The following is a 19,001-nucleotide window of genomic DNA, read 5'->3' as shown; positions in this document are numbered from 1 at the left end:
AGGCGTGGCTGGGTCAGACCATCATCAGCAACACGGCGACGAAAATGCTGCCGGCGGAGAAGGTCATGGTCCGAGACGACCAGGTGTTGAACCAACGTTGTGCGCTTTCCAAATCGCGGGTCAGTTTGGTGTCCTGGCGGGTCCAGGACTGTTGATCAAGGCGGAAGAACACGTAGATCTTCACCAGCGCGCCCATGATCTGGTTGTAATAGAGAATCAACGGGTAGGCCGGGCCGATCTTGTGGCCGGAGCACGACAGCAGCAGCGTCAGGATCAAGCGTGTGATACCGATCCACAGCAGGTAGGCGAGGATGAATGCACCGCCGTACTTGAAGGTGGCAATGATCGCGACCGTCAGGCCAAGCAGCGACGTCCACATCGACACGCGTTGGTCGAACAGCACCACGCTGGTGAACGCGCCCAGGCGTTTCATGCCCAGGCCCAGGGCCCGCGAGTTCTGGCGCAGGTTGTTGCCGTACCAGCGGAACATCAGCTTGCGGCTGGCCTTGATAAAGCTCTTCTCAGGTGGATGCTCGACCGTGTTGATCGCCGCGTCCGGCACATAGAACGTGTCGTAACCCAGGCGCATCAGGCTGAACCAGCTGGACTTGTCATCGCCGGTGAGGAACTTGAAGCGGCCCAGGCGCCAGTGTTGCAGCGAGTCACTTTCCACATCGGCGATAAAGCCTGGGTCAGTGACCACGCTGGCGCGAAATACCGACATGCGTCCGGTCATGGTCAATACGCGCTTGGACAGGGCCATGGAGCACATGTTGATGTGACGCTGGGCGAAGCGCAGTTTGTGCCACTCGCTCATGATGTAACCGCCGCGCACTTCGCAGAACTCATTGGTGGTCAGGCCACCGACATTGCCGAACAGTTGGAACCACGGCACGGTCTTGCGCACAACACCTTCGGCGAGCACGGTGTCGCCATCGATCACCGCCACTACGGCGCGCTCGTCCGGCAAGTGGCGTGAGATGGCGCGGAAGCCGAAGGCCAGGCCGTCGCGCTTGCCGGTCCCGGCGATACGCACGAAATCCAGTTTGACGTGGGCGGGTGGGTTCATTTTGGCCCACAAACTCTTGACCAGCAGTTCATCGGACATTTCCACCAGCGAGCAGACCACCGTGGTGGGGAAGCCGCATTCGATCGCTTCGCGAATGACCGAGCTGTAGACCTGTGCGGTGGTCAGCGCGTCGATACGGAAGCTGGTGACCATCAGGAACACATGGGAAGGGTCCGCGGCCTTGCCCAGCTTGCGTACCTTGCGGCGCAGATGCGGGTAGACCACGTACAGGAACACCATGCCGCGCACAAAGTGGGTGGCACCCATCGAGTAGCGCCAGATACCGACGGCGCCAATCAGGAAGATGAAATTCTTCGACTCCGAGTCGAACGTGCTCGCCGGCAACATCAGGGCAAGGAGCATTAAAAGCCCTATAAATAACAGCCAGCCAGTAACTTGGTTTAGCCTTTGCATATGTCATCCGTCACAGAGAAGTAGGGCTGCAAGCCGCAAGCCGCAAGCCGCAAGAAAACCGCTTCTAACTTGCCGCTTGCCGCTTGAAACTCGCCGCTGCTCCTTACCAACAAATGCCTTCGGTGCGGCCCGATACGCTGGTGGCCTTGGACATGAAGCCCACCAGGTCGATCACTTGCTTGCCGTGTGGTGCGTTGTGCGCCAAGGCCCGGAATTTCTCGTCGCGATTGCCGAGGATGATCACATCGCAGTTGTTGATCACTTCGTCGAAGTTGGCGTTGAGCAGGGACGACACGTGGGGGATTTTCCCTTCGATGTAATCCTTGTTCGCGCCGTGAACGCGGGCGTATTCGACGTTGCTGTCGTAGATGCTCAGGTCGTAGCCCTTGCCGATCAGCATTTCCGCCAGCTCGACCAGCGGGCTTTCGCGCAGGTCATCGGTGCCGGCCTTGAAGCTCAGGCCCAGCAGGGCGACTTTGCGTTTGTCGTGGCTTTCGACGATATCGAAGGCGTTCTGTACCTGGGACTCGTTGCTGCGCATCAGGGAGTTGAGCAGCGGCGCTTCGACGTCCAGCGCACCCGCGCGATAGGTCAGGGCGCGTACGTCCTTGGGCAGGCAGGAGCCGCCGAACGCAAAGCCCGGGCGCATGTAGTACTGGGACAGGTTGAGGGTCTTGTCCTGGCACACCACGTCCATCACTTCGCGGCCATCGACGCCTACGGCCTTGGCGATGTTGCCAATCTCGTTGGCAAAGGTCACTTTGGTCGCATGCCAGACGTTGCAGGTGTACTTGATCATCTCGGCGACAGCGATGTCCTTGCGGATAATCGGCGCGTCGAGTTCTTCGTACAGCGACTGCAGCACGTCGCCGGAGGCCGTGTCGAACTCGCCGATAACGGTCATCGGTGGCAAGTCGTAGTCAGCGATAGCGGTGCTTTCGCGCAGGAATTCCGGGTTGACCGCTACGCCGAAATCGACACCGGCTTTCTTGCCGGAGCAATCTTCGAGGATCGGGATCACCACATTGGCCACGGTACCGGGCAGCACCGTGCTGCGCACGACGATGGTGTGGCGGCTGGTCTTGTCACGCAGGACAAAACCAATCTCGCGGCACACCGATTCGATGTAGTTGAGTTCCAGGTCGCCGTTCTTCTTGCTCGGCGTGCCGACGCAAATCATCGACAGGTCGGTGTCACGAATCGCTTCGGCGAAGTTGGTGGTGCCGCGCAGTCGGCCGGTTTGGATACCCTGGCTCAACAGTTCGCCCAGACCCGGTTCAACGATCGGGGATTTTCCCGCATTGATCAGGTCGATCTTTTCCTTGGAGATGTCTACGCCCACCACTTCGTGGCCCCGTGCAGACAGGCAACCGGCACAGACAGCGCCCACGTAACCCAAACCAAATATGCTGATGCGCATCGCATTTACCTCTGTATTAATCACGCCATTCAATGGCCGGAGTTCATGTTTTCAAGCATCACTCATGCATTGGAAAGTTCGGCGAATAGACGCCGAAGTACCATATGCAGGCATAATAAAAGTCGAGTGACTAACTAATGCACTCAAGTTGTGCGCAGCGTGGCCTTGTTATTGAAGCTTGCCCTGAAATGCAGCCAGCCTTCCTCGTGGAAGCGCTTGGCGCCAGTGCCGAAAGGGTTTTTGCATGTATAAAGTCTATACATTTCAACCGCTTATGGTGTGTCACTGACCCATGTAGGGGACTCAGCCTTGGCCTTTTGGGAAATAGCAATAAAGTGTTATCGCTTGCCCTCAACTAAAAGCGGGTGTTTAGACCGTAGTGTTAAAGTTGATATGACAACTTCGTTACTGCTCTTTGGTCACCGTGTAAGTCATCTCGTACGAATACAGAGATAATCGTTACCGGTGGTATGAGCGGCACCTGAAGACATAGTTCCTGTCCGCTCATCCTGTTTCCGGAATTTTTTTGAAATATTAGTAAAGATGGCACTAGTGCTATATTGATGGCACTTGTTATTTTAACGCGTAGTTATGGGGAGTTCAGCGAGAGGTATAGTTTTGTGCCACTACTGTTTGAAAAAAGTGGTGCCACTACGAAAAAAAATGCCGAATGTCGAGTGAAAGAAATGTAAGACATTTATCTGGTGTGTTTTTGACGCCAAATAAATGGCATTTTGGGGCGCAGCGCGGATAAAAACGTGGGAGGGGGCTTGCTCCCGATAGCGGTGTGTCAGTCACTTCATATATCGACTGCTCCACTGCAATCGGGAGCAAGCTCCCTCCCACATTTGGATCTCTGGATGCTGGTGCGGCCTTATTCCGGTGCGTGATCGCGCAGGAACACCAGGTTGTCGGGCCTGGACTGCTCGGCATTGAAGCGATAGCCCTGCACATCGAACTGTTGGAGTTGGGCCGGATCATTGATGCGTTCTTCGATGACGAAGCGGCTCATCATGCCCCGGGCCTTCTTGGCGTAGAAACTGATGATCTTGTACTGGCCGTTTTTCAGGTCCTTGAATTCGGTGTTGATGATCCTCGCGTTCAGGGCAGGGCGCTTGATCGCCGAGAAGTACTCGTTGGACGCCAGGTTGAGCAGCACGTCATCACCTTGCTCGGCCAGGGCTTCGTTGAGCCACTCGCTGATACGCTCGCCCCAGAAGGCGTAGAGGTCCTTGCCACGGGCGTTGGGCAGCCGGGTGCCCATTTCCAGGCGGTACGGCATCATCAGGTCCAGCGGGCGCAGCAGGCCGTATAGGCCGGAAAGCATGCGCAGGTGATCCTGGGCGTAGGCGAAGTCCGCTTCCTTGAAGGTTTGGGCATTCAGGCCGGTATAGACGTCGCCTTTGAATGCCAGCAACGCCTGTTTGGCGTTGGCCGGTGTAAAGGCCGGAGTCCAGCTGCCGAAGCGCGCGGCGTTGAGGCCGCCGATCTTGTCGGAAACATGCATCAGCTCGCTGATCTGCGCCGGGCTCAATTCGCGCAACTGCTCGATCAGTTCCTGGGAGTGGTCCAGGTATTGCGGCTGGGTAAAGCGCGCAGTCACCGGCGCTGACTCGAAATCGAGGGTTTTGGCTGGGGAAATCACCATCAGCATGAAGTCGTCTCCTGTAATCGTCGGGGGATTCTAGGGGGTTGGGGCGCATGACTCCACCTATCACGCCAATAGATGCCATATGGTTCTCCCTGTGGGAGCCGGGCGATTGTGATCGTCTATAGTGGCCGACGACTCTGGAGGGGGAGACCCGTTGTGCGAATTATGCTTTTGTTGTGTGCCTGGCTGACGTGCCTGGGCGCCCAGGCGGCCAGTGTGGATGTCGCCAGCCTGGACCGCAGTTCCTGGCCGGAAAACCTCGGCAGCCCGGCGCTGTTCGATGTGGCGTCACGGGCCGAAATCCTGATGTTCGCCAACGCCCTGCTGACCACCGAGGCTCTTGACGAATCAGCACTTAAACAGCGCCTGGGGTTGAGAAACATCAACCTGGGTGCGATTGACGACCTGCGCCGCCGTCTGTGGCAACGGCTGCTGGAGAACTACGCGTTCGCCGAGCAAAGCTGTGAGCAGGACGCCTCGTTTTGCTACCTGGTGGACAACATGGACGACCTGCGCAAGCAGGCCGGCAAGTTCGCCGTCGGTGCGGACTCTTTCTATGCAGGCTGGGCCGAGCCCAGCCGAATGTTTCACCTGCGCTATTTGGATGAACAACTGCGCAAGGCCGCCTTGTTCCCGCAGATCAGCAGTGAAGTGGCGCGTTTTGGCGACGTTGAGCGCAACGGTGATGAACTGAGAGACCGGCTGTTTGTACTGACATTCGACGGCGGCCCGACACCGGTCGACGGCAATACCGACTGGCTGGCCGACTACCTGCGCAAACAGAAAATGAATGCTGTGTTCTTTGTGCTCGGCAACAGCCTGCAAACACGCCTGGAGCGCAGTTCAGGCGCCGATATGCAGGCGCTCTACCAAGGCCAGTGCGTGGGCGTCCAGGGCTGGCAGTACCGTTCTCACAGCCATTGGGTCGACTGGCAAGACTCCATCACGCGCAGCGCTGCGTTGGTGCAAAACCTGCTGCCGGAGAATTATCTGCCGTTGTTTCGCCCGCCCTATGGCCAGCGCCGTGCCGACAGCCAGGGCTTTTTCCAGGCTCAGGGTCTGCAGGTGGGTTTGTGGGACATCGACTCGCAGGATGACGCCGGCAAGCTCAAGGCCGAGGAGTCGGCACAGCGGGTGCTGACACTGATGTTGCTCTGGCGCAAAGGGGTGATTGTGTTTCATGACACTCAGGACAAGGCACGCACAGCTCTGCCGTGGTTATTGCAGGCGACGGCGCAAAGCGGGTTGGGTTGGCAGGATTGTCGCGAGGCGTTTCGCTGAAAAGAGCAAGTGCCCGGCCCTGTTGGAGATAAGGCATTTTTGGGCTGAATTGGTGCGACATTTCGATGCAGGCGGACTTCCGACTTTAACGGGGTGCGCGGCCCTCGGCTAGTGCTATTCGTCATCCTGAAAAATAAACTTCAAAAAAGCGTCAAAGTGCTTTTTCCTGTCATCGGTTTTGCGGTATTACGAAGTCAGACCGCCGAAACCTGCAACACAGGTGGCGTCTTCCAAGACTCCTCTTGTGGCAATGCACTTGACGCCCCTCAAGTGTGTTCGGTGGTCGAATCGAGGCGCAGCACTGTCATGGTATTGCGTCGACTGGCTCCCACAAAGGTGACCGAGTATGGATGATCATGGACGTACCCCTTCTTCCAACCAGCCAATCCTTTATGTGCTTGATACCAACGTATTGATCCACGATCCAAATGCGCTGCTCAATTTCGAAGAACATCACGTCGCCATCCCGATGATCGTGCTTGAGGAGCTGGACAAGCTCAAGAGCGGGCACCACAGCGTTGCCGCCGAATGCCGCCAGGCGATCCGCCTGATCGACAAGACCCTGGGAGAAGCTTCGCCCGAAGATGTCGAGGTCGGTGTACCGATCCAGCGTGGCAAAGGCGGACCCAAGGGATTGCTGTCGATTCTGATGAACAAGCGCAGCGAACCCAACAGCCTGCTGCCGGAAAACCTCAACGACAACAAGATCATCAATCAATTGATCGACCTGCACGCGCGCGACAAGGACCTGCGCCTGGTGCTGGTGACCAAAGACATCAATATGCGCCTCAAGGCACGAGCGTGTGGGATCGCTGCCGAGGACTACAGTACCGACCAACTGGTCGACGATGTGTCGATGCTGTCCCGTGGATATCACATGATGACCGGCTCGTTCTGGGACCGTGTCAGCAAGGTCGAGACCCGCCAGGACCATGGTCGCACCTGGCATCAGGTGCAACTGATCGACAATCTGCCGGCAGTGCATATCAACGAATTCATCGTTGACGAACAGGGCTTTGTCGGCTGGATCAAAGAGATTCAGGTCGATAAGCTGCTGATCCTCGACCTGCATCAGGAACCCCTGTTGCACCAGGAAGCCTGGGGCCTGAAACCGCGTGATATCTACCAGAGCCTGGCGCTGTACGCGCTGCTCGATCCGGACATCCACCTGGTCAACCTGACCGGCGCCGCAGGCTCGGGCAAGACCATCCTCGCCCTGGCAGCCGCGATCGAACAGACCATGGTCACCAAGCGCTATCGCCGCATCATCGCCACTCGCAGCGTGCAGGGCCTGGACCAGGAAATCGGTTTCCTGCCCGGAACCGAGGCGGAGAAAATGGAACCGTGGCTGGGGGCGATTACCGATAACCTCGAAGCCTTGCACATGGATGACGAAAACACCCATGGCAGCGTCGACTACATCCTCAGCAAAGTGCCGTTGCAGTTCAAATCCCTCAACTACATACGGGGTCGCAGCTTCCAGCAAAGCCTGATTTTGATCGATGAATGCCAAAACCTTACGCCGCACCAGATGAAAACCATCATCACCCGTGCCGGCGCCGGTTCAAAAGTGGTGTGCCTGGGCAACCTGGCACAGATCGACACTCCTTACCTGTCCGCGACCAGCTCCGGGCTGACTTACCTGACGGAACGCTTCAAGGACTTCCCCAACGGCGTGCATATCGCCTTGCAGGGCGTCCCTCGTTCGATTCTGGCCGAATACGCCGAATCTCATCTGTAAACGCGGTTAGTGTGGTAGGGGGCTTGCTCCCTCCCACATTTATTGTGTGTTAGGTTTACAATCCAGGCTCCTGATCAGGAGTATCCCTGTGCTGACTCATCTCGATTCCCAAGGTCGCGCCCATATGGTCGACGTCACCGATAAATCCGTGACGTTCCGTGAGGCCGTGGCCGAAGCGCGGGTGCGCATGTTGCCCGACACCCTGAAAATGATCGTCGATGGTGCCCATCCCAAGGGCGATGTGTTCGCCGTGGCGCGGATCGCCGGGATCCAGGCGGCGAAAAAGACCAGTGATCTGATTCCGCTATGCCATCCGCTGATGTTGACTGGAGTCAAGGTCGAACTCAGCGCCGAAGGTCATGATGCGGTGCATATCGTTGCCCGCTGCAAGCTCTCCGGGCAGACCGGCGTGGAGATGGAAGCACTGACCGCCGCCAGCGTTGCTGCGTTGACCATCTACGACATGTGCAAGGCGGTGGATCGGGGCATGACCATCGAAAACATTCGCCTGCTGGAAAAGCTTGGCGGCAAGAGTGGGCATTTCAAGGCGGACCAGGCATGAGCGTCAACGTGCTGTTTTTTGCTCGCTATAGCGAGGCGGTTGGCCTGGACTCGTTGGAAATGGAAGGCGACTTCGCCACCGTTGGCGCTGTGCGCGAGGCGTTGGCAGGCGACTCGGGCTTTGAAGTGCTCAACGAACCGAGCTTGATGTGCGCGCGTAATCAAGAGCTGTGTTCCCTCGACGAGCCGCTGGATGACGGCGACGAGGTGGCCTTCTTTCCACCTGTGACCGGAGGCTGATCATGGCCATCCGTGTGCAGCCTGAACCCTTCGATCCGGGTGCCGAAGTCAATGCCATGCACGCGGCCAACGTTGGCGTCGGTGCGGTGGTGAGTTTTGTCGGTTATGTCCGCGACTTCAACGACGGTCTGGATGTGGCAGGAATGTTCCTGGAACACTACCCGGGCATGACTGAAAAGGCCCTCGGCAAAATCGCCGTCGAGGCTGAGCAGCGCTGGCCGCTGCTTAAACTGCAAGTGCTGCACCGCATCGGCGCCCTGGAGCCGGGTGAACCCATCGTGTTCGTTGCGGCGGCCAGTGCCCATCGCCAGGCGGCGTTCGATGCCTGTGGGTTTGTCATGGATTACCTGAAGACGCGTGCGCCGTTCTGGAAGAAGGAAGCCACTGCCGAAGGTCCGCGCTGGGTAGAAGGGCGCGCCAGCGATCGCGCCGCTGCCGACCGCTGGAAGTAACAGGCCTGGAATCAACCGAGATTCAAATGTGGGGCTTGTGTGGGAGCGGGCTTGCTCGCTCCCACAGGGGTTATGTGTTGGTTTTGAGGAGGCGTTTGGGCGACAGTAATGCCTCAGTCAATCCAAAATCGGCCAGTGCGTCGGGTATTGGCTCACCCCGCACCAACGCCGCACTGGCCTGGCCCATGGCCGGTGAAGTCTGGATCCCGTAACCTCCTTGGGCGGCCACCCAGAACAGGCCTTCCACCTGCGGATCGAACCCACACACTAGGTCGCCATCGCTGACAAAACTGCGCAGGCCGGCCCAAGTCCGCGCGGGACGGCGGATGGTCAAGGTGGTCGCTTCTTCGATCTGATAAATACCCATGGCGATGTCCAGCTCTTCGGGCTGAACGTCGTGTGGCTCAACCGGGTCGGCATTGGCCGGTGAACCCAGAAACATGCCGGCATCGGGCTTCATGTAGAACGAGCCGTCGAGGGCCGCCAGTTCCGGCCAGCCATGGATATCCAGGCCGGCAGGCGGGGCGAAGACAAAGGCGCTGCGCCGTTTGGGTTGCAGGCCGATTTTTCTTGCGCCGGCCAACTCACCGACATGATCGGCCCAGGCGCCCGCCGCATTGATAATGACCGGCGCACTGAAGCGTTGCTGCGAAGTGCGCACCTGCCATTGGCCTTCCGGATCACGGCTCAGCTTCTGCACTTCGTGGTCGGTATGGATGACGCCGCCGTTGCGCCGGATACCACGCAAATAGCCCTGGTACAGCGCATCAGTGTCGATATCGCAGACCGTCGGGTCGTAGATGGCGCCATGGACTTTTTCACGGCGCAGGATCGGCATCATGGCCATGGCTTCCTCGATGTCGAGCAAGCGAGTCTGTGCAACCAACGCCTTGGCGCTCAAATACTGGCGCTGCAGTTCGTCAGGGTCACCGATAAAGTCCACCAGCAGTTCGGCACGGGGCGTCAGCAACGGATGTTCGGTGAAACCTCCCGGAGGGTGATCGAAGAAGGCGCGGCTGCCCAGGGTCAGGGCACGCACTTGCGGCGTGCCATAGGCCGCGATATACAGCGCAGCGGAGCGGCCGGTGGAGTGATAGCCGGGCATTGACTCACGTTCCAGCACAATCACCCGGGCGTGATGCGACAGCCAGTAGCCGGCGGATGCGCCGGCAATGCCGCCACCGATAATGATGTAGTCGGCCTGGTTCACGCCGTCCTCCTCGCTCCTGCCGGAGGGTTTATGGGCGTTTGCGCTCGACCGCACGCAGCAGGTGCGTCGCTGGCGTTTCGCAACTGATCTTGCGACCCAACAGAGCTTCGATCGACGGCAATTGATACGAGTCGTCTTCACCGGCAAAGCTGATGGACACGCCTGCAGCCCCCGCGCGGCCAGTACGTCCAATGCGGTGCACGTAGTCGTCCGGCACTTCCGGCAGTGTGAAGTTGATCACGTGGCTGATGCCATCGATATGAATCCCGCGACCGGCCACGTCGGTGGCTACCAGCACACGGATCTTGCCTTCGCGAAAGCCTTCGAGGGTCTTGATCCGCTTGTGCTGCGGCACATCGCCAGACAGTTGCGCGGCGTTGACGCCATCGCGTACCAGGCGCTCTTCGATGCGTCGCACTTCATCCTTGCGGTTGGCGAACACCATCACCCGCTCCCAACCGTTGTCGTTGACCAGGTTGTAGAGCAACTTGTACTTGTCGGCACCGGCTACGGCGTAGATGTGTTGTTCTACGTTTTCACTGGCGACGTTCAGCGCTTCGATCTCGACGATGGACGGCTCGGTGGTCCACTGCTTGGCGAGGTTCATCACGTCTTCGGTGAAGGTTGCGGAGAACAGCAGCGTCTGGCGCTCGTTTTTCGGCGGGGTCTGGCGAATGATCTGGCGTACTTGGGGGATGAAGCCCATATCGAGCATACGGTCGGCTTCGTCCAGCACCATTACTTCAACCATGTCCAGGTGGACGTCGCCGCGCTGGTTGAAGTCCAGCAAACGGCCCGGCGTGGCTACCAGGATGTCGCAATGACGCGCTTCCAGGTGCTTGAGCTGTTTGTCGAAGTCCATGCCGCCGACGAACGTCATGACGTTGAGGCCGGTGTACTTGGTCAGGTCGGCGGCGTCCTTGGCGATCTGCACTACCAGTTCCCGGGTCGGGGCGATGATCAGTGCGCGCGGCTCACCCATGTAGCGCTCTTTGGGCGGCGGGGTCTGCAGCAACTGGGTAATGATCGAAATCAGGAACGCAGCGGTCTTGCCGGTGCCGGTCTGGGCGCGGCCGATGGCGTCCTTGCCCGCGAGGGTAAAGCCCAATACCTGCGCCTGGATCGGCGTGCAGTACGGGAAGCCCAGGTCCTGGATGGCGTGCATCAGTTCCGGGGCGAGCTTGAAATCATGAAAGCGGGTTTTGCCTTCCTGGGGTTCGACGACGAAGTCTTCCAGTTTCCACGGCTTTACGACAGGCTTTGGTGCGCGTTCGCGGCGTGGTTTTTCAGGCAGGGGGACGGTGGCTTGAACCTCAGCTGCGGGCGTTGCGGGCGACTGTTTCGGCGAGGCAGCGGGGGCGCTTCGGCCGGGCTGTCGAGGCTCGTTGCGGCTGCCCGAAACTTTTGCAGGTACGCCGGCAACAGGGGGGAGCGGCTCAGCCTCGCTTTTACCGAACATCTTTTTGAGTGCTTTGAGCACGGTCATCTCATCAATTGGTTAAGGAATATACGCCGGCCAGTGTAATGCAAGAATCGGGCGCGGCGTAGTGCGTTGGTCATACGGCTACACAATGTTTGTTTTTCCGCCCAGGCGGGCAATCAGCCAGGTACCGATATCGCGTATCTCCTGGGGTAACACTTCATGGCCCATTGGGTATTCCTGCCATGTAACGGTGACACCGCGCTGCTTTAAATGCTCGTAGGCGCTGCGGCCCATGGCATTTTGCACCACCTCGTCGTATTGGCCGTGCAGGCAGAGGGTGGGAATGCGTTGCTGGCTGGCGGATAACTCAAGCTCATCGCTGAAGGTCGGCGCATAGGTCGACAGCGCGATAACACCACCCAAGGCGCCCTGCCATTTGAGAAACGCGGTGTGCAATACCACGGCTCCACCTTGGGAAAAACCAGCAAGGAAAATTCGCGAAGCGTCTATCCCGCTGCTTTTTTGCGCCTCGATCAAATCAGTGACGGTTTTCGCCGAAGTCTCCAACTCTTCCAGGCTGATGGAACGAGCGGGGCTCATGGCCTTGATGTCGTACCAACTGGGCATCTCGTAGCCGCCATTAATAGTCACCGCGCGGGTTGGCGCCTGAGGCAAAACGAAGCGGGTGGACAGCAGCGCTTCCTGCAGCGCCTCGGCCACCGGCAGAAAGTCGTAGCGGTCGGCGCCCAGGCCATGCAACCAGATAACGCAAGCGTCTGCGGGCTTGGCGGGCTGAAGAATCAAGGGTTCGCTCATGTGTGCTCCATTAATGTGCGCGCGCAACGCGGCGGTGCATCGGCGCAGTGCGCGACAGGTTGATCTGTTAAGAAGATGTCGCCAGGTTGAATCTTTTTCTATTGACCGCAGGCTGAATCGACTTAGTCGACACTCTGGTACGGCGCTTGCTATGCCTAAGGCGATGTCAGGTCTCTTCTGTGACGGTAACACTATCAGTGACGACCGCTTGCAGGATAGCAACTGGACTTACAGCAACAGCTTCGTACCGTTCGACCCCAAAAAAAACCAACATGGGTCGATATCGCCTCAAAAGGGTGCGGTGAAGCTGCAGCTCCGACACAACAAGAGCAAAACTGGAGGTTTGAATGAAGGTATTGAAATCCACCCTGGCCATCGTGACTGCGGCGACCGTATTGGGTATCAGCGGTTTCGCGCAAGCGGGCGCCACTCTGGATGCGGTACAGAAGAAGGGCTTTGTGCAATGTGGTGTGAGCGACGGCTTGCCGGGTTTCTCGGTACCGGATGCTACTGGCAAGATCCTCGGCATCGATGCTGACTTCTGCCGTGCTGTCGCCGCCGCTGTATTTGGCGACGCGACCAAAGTCAAATTCAGTCAATTGAATGCCAAGGAGCGTTTCACCGCGCTGCAGTCCGGCGAAATTGACATCCTGTCGCGCAACACCACCATGACCAGCTCCCGTGACGCGGGCATGGGCCTGAAATTCCCGGGCTTCATCACCTACTACGATGGCATTGGCTTCCTGGTAAACAAAAAGCTTGGGGTCAAGAGCGCCAAGGAACTGGACGGTGCAACCATCTGCATCCAGGCCGGTACCACCACTGAGCTGAACGTTTCCGATTACTTCCGTGGCAACGGCCTGAAATACACCCCGATCACGTTCGACACCTCCGACGAAAGTGCCAAGTCACTGGAGTCCGGGCGTTGCGACGTGCTGACCTCCGACAAGTCCCAACTGTTCGCCCAGCGCAGCAAACTGGCTGCGCCGAAAGACTACGTGGTGCTGCCGGAAACAATTTCCAAGGAACCACTGGGCCCGGTCGTGCGTAATGGCGACGACGAGTGGCTGGCAGTCGTGCGCTGGACTGGCTACGCCATGCTCAATGCTGAAGAAGCCGGCATTACCTCGAAAAACGTCGAAGCCGAAGCCAAGTCCACCAAGAACCCGGACGTCGCTCGTATGCTCGGTGCCGACGGCGAATACGGCAAGGACCTGAAACTGCCGAAAGACTGGGTTGTGCAAGTCGTCAAGCAAGTCGGCAACTACGGCGAAGTATTCGAGAAAAACCTGGGCAAGAGCACCCCGCTGGAAATCGACCGCGGCCTGAACGCGCTGTGGAACAACGGCGGCATTCAATACGCACCACCAGTGCGCTGATGGTTCTGTCACCCGGTGGGCCAACCGCCGGGTGATGTTCTGTTCCATTCTTTGCGGGGCACTTCATGCAAAATTCAATTGGCGCACCCAAGCAGAGGCTCAGCCTCAGCGATCCACGCGTGCGTGCCTGGGTATTTCAGATCGTCACGATTGTGGCGGTCGTCTCGTTGGGCTGGTTTCTGTTCGATAACACGCAAACCAACCTTGAACACCGGGGCATTACCTCCGGTTTCAGCTTTCTGGAGCGCAGTGCCGGTTTCGGCATCGCTCAAACCCTGATCGACTACACCGAAGCGGACAGTTATGCCCGCGTCTTCGTCATCGGGCTGCTCAACACGCTGTTGGTGACGTTCATCGGTGTAATCCTGGCGACGATTCTGGGTTTCATCGTGGGTGTGGCCCGACTGTCGAAGAACTGGATCGTTGCCAAGCTGGCAACCGTATTTGTGGAGGTTTTTCGCAACATTCCGCCACTTCTGCAGATCCTGTTCTGGTACTTCGCCGTGTTCCTGACCATGCCTGGACCGCGCGCCAGCCATAACTTCGGTGATGTGTTCTTTGTCAGCAGTCGTGGTCTGAACATGCCGGCGGCACTGGCCGCTGACGGGTTCTGGCCATTCGTGACCAGCGTTGTGCTGGCTGTCGTTGCCATCGTGCTGATGACCCGTTGGGCCAACAAACGTTTTGAAACCACCGGTCAGCCGTTCCACAAGTTCTGGGTCGGACTGGGGTTGCTGCTGGCGATCCCGGCGCTGTGTATCCCGATCTTCGGCGCACCAGTGCACTGGGAGATGCCGGAACTCAAGGGTTTCAACTTCGTCGGTGGCTGGGTGCTGATCCCCGAACTGCTGGCGCTGACCTTGGCCCTGACGGTTTACACCGCAGCGTTCATCGCTGAAATCGTGCGCTCCGGGATCAAGTCGGTGAGCCACGGCCAAACCGAAGCGGCGCACTCGTTGGGGCTGCGCAATGGTCCGACCCTGCGCAAAGTGATCATCCCGCAAGCCCTTCGCGTGATCATTCCACCGCTTACCAGCCAATACCTGAACCTGGCGAAGAACTCTTCGCTGGCGGCCGGTATCGGGTATCCGGAAATGGTCTCGCTGTTTGCCGGTACGGTGTTGAACCAGACCGGGCAGGCAATCGAAGTCATTGCCATCACCATGAGTGTGTACCTGGCGATCAGTATCAGCATTTCCTTGCTGATGAACTGGTACAACAAGCGCATTGCGCTGATCGAGCGGTGAGGAAACGCGCATGACATCCCATACTTTCAAACCCGACATGCCCCCGCCAAGCAGCAGCATCGGCGTGGTGGCATGGATGCGCGCGAACATGTTCTCCAGTTGGCTCAACACCTTGCTGACATTGTTCGCGTTCTACCTGATTTACCTTGTGGTCCCGCCGATTCTCGGTTGGGCGATCATCGACGCCAATTGGGTCGGCACCACCCAGGCTGACTGCACCAAGGAAGGCGCCTGCTGGGTGTTTATCCAACAGCGCTTCGGCCAGTTCATGTATGGCTACTACCCGGTGGACTTGCGTTGGCGCGTGGACCTGACCGTATGGTCGGCGATTGTTGGCGTGGCGCCCTTGTTCATCTCGCGCTTCCCGCGCAAGGCAATCTACGGCCTGGGTTTCCTGGTGCTGTATCCAATCATCGCCTGGTGTCTGTTGCACGGTGGCGTGTTCGGCCTGACTACCGTGGCGACCAGCCAATGGGGCGGGTTGATGTTGACGCTGGTGATCGCCACGGTCGGCATTGCTGGCGCCTTGCCGCTGGGGATTGTGCTGGCGCTGGGACGACGCTCCAACATGCCGGCGATTCGTGTGGTCTGCGTGACCTTCATCGAGTTCTGGCGCGGCGTGCCGTTGATCACTGTGCTGTTCATGTCTTCGGTGATGCTGCCGCTGTTCCTGCCCGAAGGCATGAACTTCGACAAGCTGCTGCGAGCACTGATCGGGGTGATTCTGTTCCAGTCGGCCTATGTGGCTGAAGTGGTGCGCGGTGGCTTGCAGGCGATTCCCAAGGGGCAGTACGAAGCCGCTGCCGCGATGGGGCTGGGTTACTGGCGCAGCATGGGCCTGGTGATTTTGCCGCAGGCCTTGAAGATGGTGATCCCGGGGATCGTCAACACCTTCATCGCGCTGTTCAAGGACACCAGCCTTGTGATCATTATCGGCCTGTTCGACCTGCTCAACAGTGTCAAGCAAGCCGCCGCCGATCCCAAATGGCTGGGCATGGCCACCGAAGGCTATGTGTTCGCCGCCCTGGTGTTCTGGATTTTCTGTTTTGGTATGTCGCGCTATTCCATGCACCTGGAACGCAAGCTCGACACAGGCCACAAGCGTTAGGAGTTCCAATGATGAGCGAAGCAATCAAACAGCCTGTGAGCCCTGAAGGCATTATCCAGATGCAGGGCGTCAACAAGTGGTACGGCCAGTTCCACGTATTGAAAGACATCAACCTCAACGTCAAGCCGGGCGAGCGTATTGTGCTGTGCGGTCCGTCGGGCTCGGGTAAGTCGACCACCATCCGCTGCCTCAATCGCCTGGAAGAGCATCAGCAGGGCCGCATCGTGGTCGACGGCGTAGAACTGACCAACGACCTCAAGCAGATCGAAACGGTGCGCCGTGAAGTCGGCATGGTGTTCCAGCACTTCAACCTGTTCCCGCACCTGACCATCTTGCAGAACTGCACGCTGGCGCCGATGTGGGTGCGCAAGATGCCCAAGCGCAAGGCCGAGGAAATCGCCATGCATTACCTGGAGCGGGTGCGTATCCCGGAGCAGGCCCACAAGTTTCCGGGGCAACTGTCCGGGGGGCAGCAACAGCGCGTGGCGATTGCCCGGGCGCTGTGCATGAAGCCGAAAATCATGCTGTTCGATGAGCCCACTTCAGCGCTCGATCCGGAGATGGTCAAGGAAGTGCTCGACACTATGATCGGCCTGGCCGAAGACGGCATGACCATGCTCTGCGTAACCCATGAAATGGGCTTTGCGCGAACCGTGGCCAACCGCGTGATCTTCATGGACAAGGGCGAGATTGTCGAACAGGCGGCGCCGAACGACTTCTTCGACAACCCGCAGAATGACCGGACCAAGCTGTTCTTGAGCCAGATCCTTCATTGATTGAAGTGTGACGCCTGACAATAAACCCGGTTCTGGAGCCTAATGCCGGTCAGTTAAGCAACCCCCCTGTGGAGCAAGCCCGCTCCCACAGGTTCTGCTTTTTGACTGACCGGCATTAGGCTCCAGGGCCGGGTTTGTTTTTGTCCGCTTCCCTTCTTAAAAACCGATGCGTTGTTTCTGTAGGAAAGTCCGAATAAGCTGTAGGTAAATTCATCCTATGATTGGACGAAAGCCTGCAGGTCATGACAGATATCGCTCCCTTGATCAAACGCTCCCTGGTCGATCAGGCCCTGGAGCAGTTGCGCCAGCGCATCACCCAGGGCAAATGGGCGGTGGGCGCGCGCTTGCCCACCGAACCCGAACTGTCCGCCGAGCTGGGCATCAGCCGCAATACCGTGCGCGAAGCCATGCGCGTATTGGCGTTTTCAGGGTTGATCGAGATTCGTCAGGGCGATGGCAGTTACCTGCGTTCGATGACTGACCCGTTGGGGGCGATGAGGGCCATGTCTCATTGCTCTTTGGCCCAGGCCCAGGAGACACGGCAGATTCTTGAAGTCGAAGCCGTTGGCCTGGCCGCGTTGCGGCGTACCGATGAAGACCTGCAGGCCTTGCGTGAGGCGCTCGCCAAGAGTGCGGCGCATTACCATGGTGAACTGGAGGCGTATATCTGCGCCGACCTGATCTTCCATCGCCGTCTCGTGGAGGCTGCGCACAACCCTGCGTTGAGCGAGTTGTATCACTACTTTTCGAGCATTGTCGGCGCGCATCTGCGTCAAACCCTCAGTGCCCAGCCACGTCGCCAAGCCGTTTTCGACCTGCACGGTGCGCTGCTTGATGCCGTGGAGCAACAGGACGCGGAACTCGCCAAGACCCTTTCCCGGCAATTGATCAATGAACCTTGAACCCGAGCAGGCCATGTTGCGTAAAGAACAGCCCGATTCAAAAAGTGCCCTTGAAGAACTGCTGATCGACGCGGAGGCCGATGATGCGCAAGTTCAGCACCACGTGCCTGTGGTCAACCGCCCATGGCTGTTGCTGCTGGGCCTGATTCTGGTTGCGTTGAACCTGCGCCCGGCGCTATCGAGCATGGCGCCGTTGCTCAGCGAAGTGTCGGCAAGCCTCGGCCTTTCAGCGGCCAGGGCCGGCTTGCTGACCACCTTGCCGGTACTCTGCCTGGGCCTGTTTGCACCGCTGGCTCCGATCCTGGCACGGCGCTTTGGCGCCGAGCGGGTCGTGCTGGGAATCTTGTTGACCCTGGGCGGCGGGATCATTTTGCGCAGCTCCTTTGGTGAGGTCGGACTGTTTGCCGGCAGCCTGTTGGCCGGTGCCAGTATCGGCATCATCGGCGTGCTGTTGCCCGGTATCGTCAAGCGTGACTTTGCCAGGCACGCCGGGACCATGACCGGCGTCTACACCATGGCCCTGTGCCTGGGTGCGGCGCTTGCAGCCGGTGCCACCGTACCCTTGAGTCATTATTTTGCTGACAGCTGGAGTATCGGCCTGGGTTTCTGGGTGCTGCCGGCACTGGTGGCGGTGCTGTGCTGGTTGCCCCAGATCGGCCAGAAGCAGGGTACGCACCAGGTGGCGTACCGCGTGCGCGGTTTGCTGCGTGATCGTCTGGCCTGGCAAGTGACCGTGTACATGGGGCTGCAATCGTCCCTGGCCTATATCGTTTTTGGCTGGTTGCCTTCGGTCCTTATCGGGCGCGGGCTAACCGCGACCCAGGCGGGGCTGGTGTTGTCGGGCTCGGTGATTGTTCAACTGGCCAGCTCCCTGGCGGCGCCGTGGCTGGCCACCCGCGGCAAGGATCAGCGCCTGGCAATCGTGATTGTGATGCTGCTGACCCTCGGCGGGTTGTTCGGTTGCCTGTATGCACCGCTGGAAGGTTTGTGGGGCTGGGCGATTCTCCTGGGGCTGGGGCAAGGCGGCACGTTCAGCCTGGCCCTGACCTTGATTGTGCTGCGCTCACGGGACTCGCATGTTGCTGCCAACCTTTCGAGCATGGCCCAAGGTATCGGTTACACCCTGGCCTCCCTGGGGCCCTTGGCGGTCGGCCTGGTGCACGATTGGACCGGTGGCTGGGACGCGATCGGATGGATATTCGCGGTCATCGGCCTGGGTGCGATCATCGCCGGGCTCGGGGCGGGCAGGGCGTTGTACGTTGGGGTCAGCAGTGAAAAAGTCACAGATCAGCGCTGAGGCTATTTGCGTGG

Annotated in this window: 17 protein-coding genes; 11 read left to right on the top strand and 6 right to left on the bottom strand. The window is 58.8% G+C overall.

Features of this window, described 5'->3' with window-relative positions; genetic code table 11:
- Positions 1–13: 13 nt before the first annotated feature.
- From alg8 to yaaA, 3 genes are all read right to left on the bottom strand, one after another.
- Complete coding sequence (alg8, locus tag OQ460_RS19815) at positions 14–1,483, bottom strand: mannuronan synthase (protein WP_410019063.1); 1,470 nt, start codon at positions 1,481–1,483, stop codon at positions 14–16.
- A 103-nt stretch (positions 1,484–1,586) separates the two neighbouring features.
- Positions 1,587–2,903 carry a nucleotide sugar dehydrogenase gene (locus tag OQ460_RS19810; protein WP_410019062.1) on the bottom strand — a complete coding sequence of 439 codons (1,317 nt, stop codon included), beginning with the start codon at positions 2,901–2,903 and terminating at the stop codon, positions 1,587–1,589.
- 874 nt (positions 2,904–3,777) lie between these two features.
- Positions 3,778–4,557, bottom strand: coding sequence for a peroxide stress protein YaaA (gene yaaA, locus OQ460_RS19805; protein WP_410019061.1), 780 nt, complete (start codon positions 4,555–4,557; stop codon positions 3,778–3,780).
- A gap of 153 nt (positions 4,558–4,710) precedes the next feature.
- Between yaaA and OQ460_RS19800 the strand changes: the two genes are divergently transcribed.
- From OQ460_RS19800 to moaE, 5 genes are all read left to right on the top strand, one after another.
- Positions 4,711–5,835, top strand: a complete 1,125-nt coding sequence (locus OQ460_RS19800) for a polysaccharide deacetylase family protein (RefSeq protein ID WP_410019060.1) — start codon at positions 4,711–4,713, stop codon at positions 5,833–5,835.
- Between the two features lie 346 nt (positions 5,836–6,181).
- Positions 6,182–7,576, top strand: coding sequence for a PhoH family protein (locus OQ460_RS19795; protein ID WP_410019059.1), 1,395 nt, complete (start codon positions 6,182–6,184; stop codon positions 7,574–7,576).
- A gap of 88 nt (positions 7,577–7,664) precedes the next feature.
- On the top strand, positions 7,665–8,138 hold the full coding sequence (moaC, locus tag OQ460_RS19790) for a cyclic pyranopterin monophosphate synthase MoaC (RefSeq protein ID WP_410019058.1): 474 nt from the start codon (positions 7,665–7,667) through the stop codon (positions 8,136–8,138).
- On the top strand, positions 8,135–8,377 hold the full coding sequence (moaD, locus tag OQ460_RS19785; RefSeq protein ID WP_410019057.1) for a molybdopterin converting factor subunit 1: 243 nt from the start codon (positions 8,135–8,137) through the stop codon (positions 8,375–8,377). The genes moaC and moaD overlap by 4 nt, the downstream gene beginning before the upstream one ends.
- A 2-nt stretch (positions 8,378–8,379) precedes the next feature.
- Positions 8,380–8,829, top strand: coding sequence for a molybdopterin synthase catalytic subunit MoaE (gene moaE, locus OQ460_RS19780; RefSeq protein ID WP_410019056.1), 450 nt, complete (start codon positions 8,380–8,382; stop codon positions 8,827–8,829).
- Between the two features lie 70 nt (positions 8,830–8,899).
- Here moaE and OQ460_RS19775 read toward each other — a convergent pair whose 3' ends face one another.
- The 3 genes from OQ460_RS19775 to OQ460_RS19765 all read right to left on the bottom strand — a co-directional run bounded on the left by OQ460_RS19775 (position 8,900) and on the right by OQ460_RS19765 (position 12,278).
- On the bottom strand, positions 8,900–10,039 hold the full coding sequence (locus OQ460_RS19775; RefSeq protein ID WP_410019055.1) for an NAD(P)/FAD-dependent oxidoreductase: 1,140 nt from the start codon (positions 10,037–10,039) through the stop codon (positions 8,900–8,902).
- Between the two features lie 28 nt (positions 10,040–10,067).
- Positions 10,068–11,525, bottom strand: coding sequence for an ATP-dependent RNA helicase RhlB (gene rhlB / locus OQ460_RS19770; RefSeq protein ID WP_410019054.1), 1,458 nt, complete (start codon positions 11,523–11,525; stop codon positions 10,068–10,070).
- Positions 11,526–11,603: 78 nt separating this feature from the next.
- A complete protein-coding gene (locus tag OQ460_RS19765) occupies positions 11,604–12,278 on the bottom strand; it encodes an alpha/beta hydrolase (RefSeq protein WP_410019053.1) in 675 nt (224 codons plus the stop codon).
- 347 nt (positions 12,279–12,625) lie between these two features.
- Between OQ460_RS19765 and OQ460_RS19760 the strand changes: the two genes are divergently transcribed.
- From OQ460_RS19760 to OQ460_RS19735, 6 genes are all read left to right on the top strand, one after another.
- Complete coding sequence (locus OQ460_RS19760; protein ID WP_410019052.1) at positions 12,626–13,657, top strand: amino acid ABC transporter substrate-binding protein; 1,032 nt, start codon at positions 12,626–12,628, stop codon at positions 13,655–13,657.
- 65 nt (positions 13,658–13,722) lie between these two features.
- A complete protein-coding gene (locus tag OQ460_RS19755; protein ID WP_410019051.1) occupies positions 13,723–14,904 on the top strand; it encodes an amino acid ABC transporter permease in 1,182 nt (393 codons plus the stop codon).
- Between the two features lie 10 nt (positions 14,905–14,914).
- Positions 14,915–16,012, top strand: a complete 1,098-nt coding sequence (locus tag OQ460_RS19750) for an amino acid ABC transporter permease (protein WP_410019050.1) — start codon at positions 14,915–14,917, stop codon at positions 16,010–16,012.
- An 11-nt stretch (positions 16,013–16,023) separates the two neighbouring features.
- On the top strand, positions 16,024–16,788 hold the full coding sequence (locus OQ460_RS19745; RefSeq protein ID WP_410022059.1) for an amino acid ABC transporter ATP-binding protein: 765 nt from the start codon (positions 16,024–16,026) through the stop codon (positions 16,786–16,788).
- A gap of 242 nt (positions 16,789–17,030) precedes the next feature.
- Positions 17,031–17,690 carry a FadR/GntR family transcriptional regulator gene (locus tag OQ460_RS19740; protein ID WP_410019049.1) on the top strand — a complete coding sequence of 220 codons (660 nt, stop codon included), beginning with the start codon at positions 17,031–17,033 and terminating at the stop codon, positions 17,688–17,690.
- Positions 17,680–18,987 carry a CynX/NimT family MFS transporter gene (locus OQ460_RS19735; protein ID WP_410019048.1) on the top strand — a complete coding sequence of 436 codons (1,308 nt, stop codon included), beginning with the start codon at positions 17,680–17,682 and terminating at the stop codon, positions 18,985–18,987. The genes OQ460_RS19740 and OQ460_RS19735 overlap by 11 nt, the downstream gene beginning before the upstream one ends.
- Positions 18,988–19,001 lie beyond the last annotated feature (14 nt).

This window comes from Pseudomonas imrae (genome assembly GCF_046352735.2).
In the GTDB taxonomy this organism is placed as follows: Bacteria; Pseudomonadota; Gammaproteobacteria; order Pseudomonadales; family Pseudomonadaceae; genus Aquipseudomonas; species Aquipseudomonas imrae.
The sequence above is the reverse complement of the archived record's forward strand: the minus strand, read 5'-3'. Positions and strand labels throughout refer to the sequence as shown.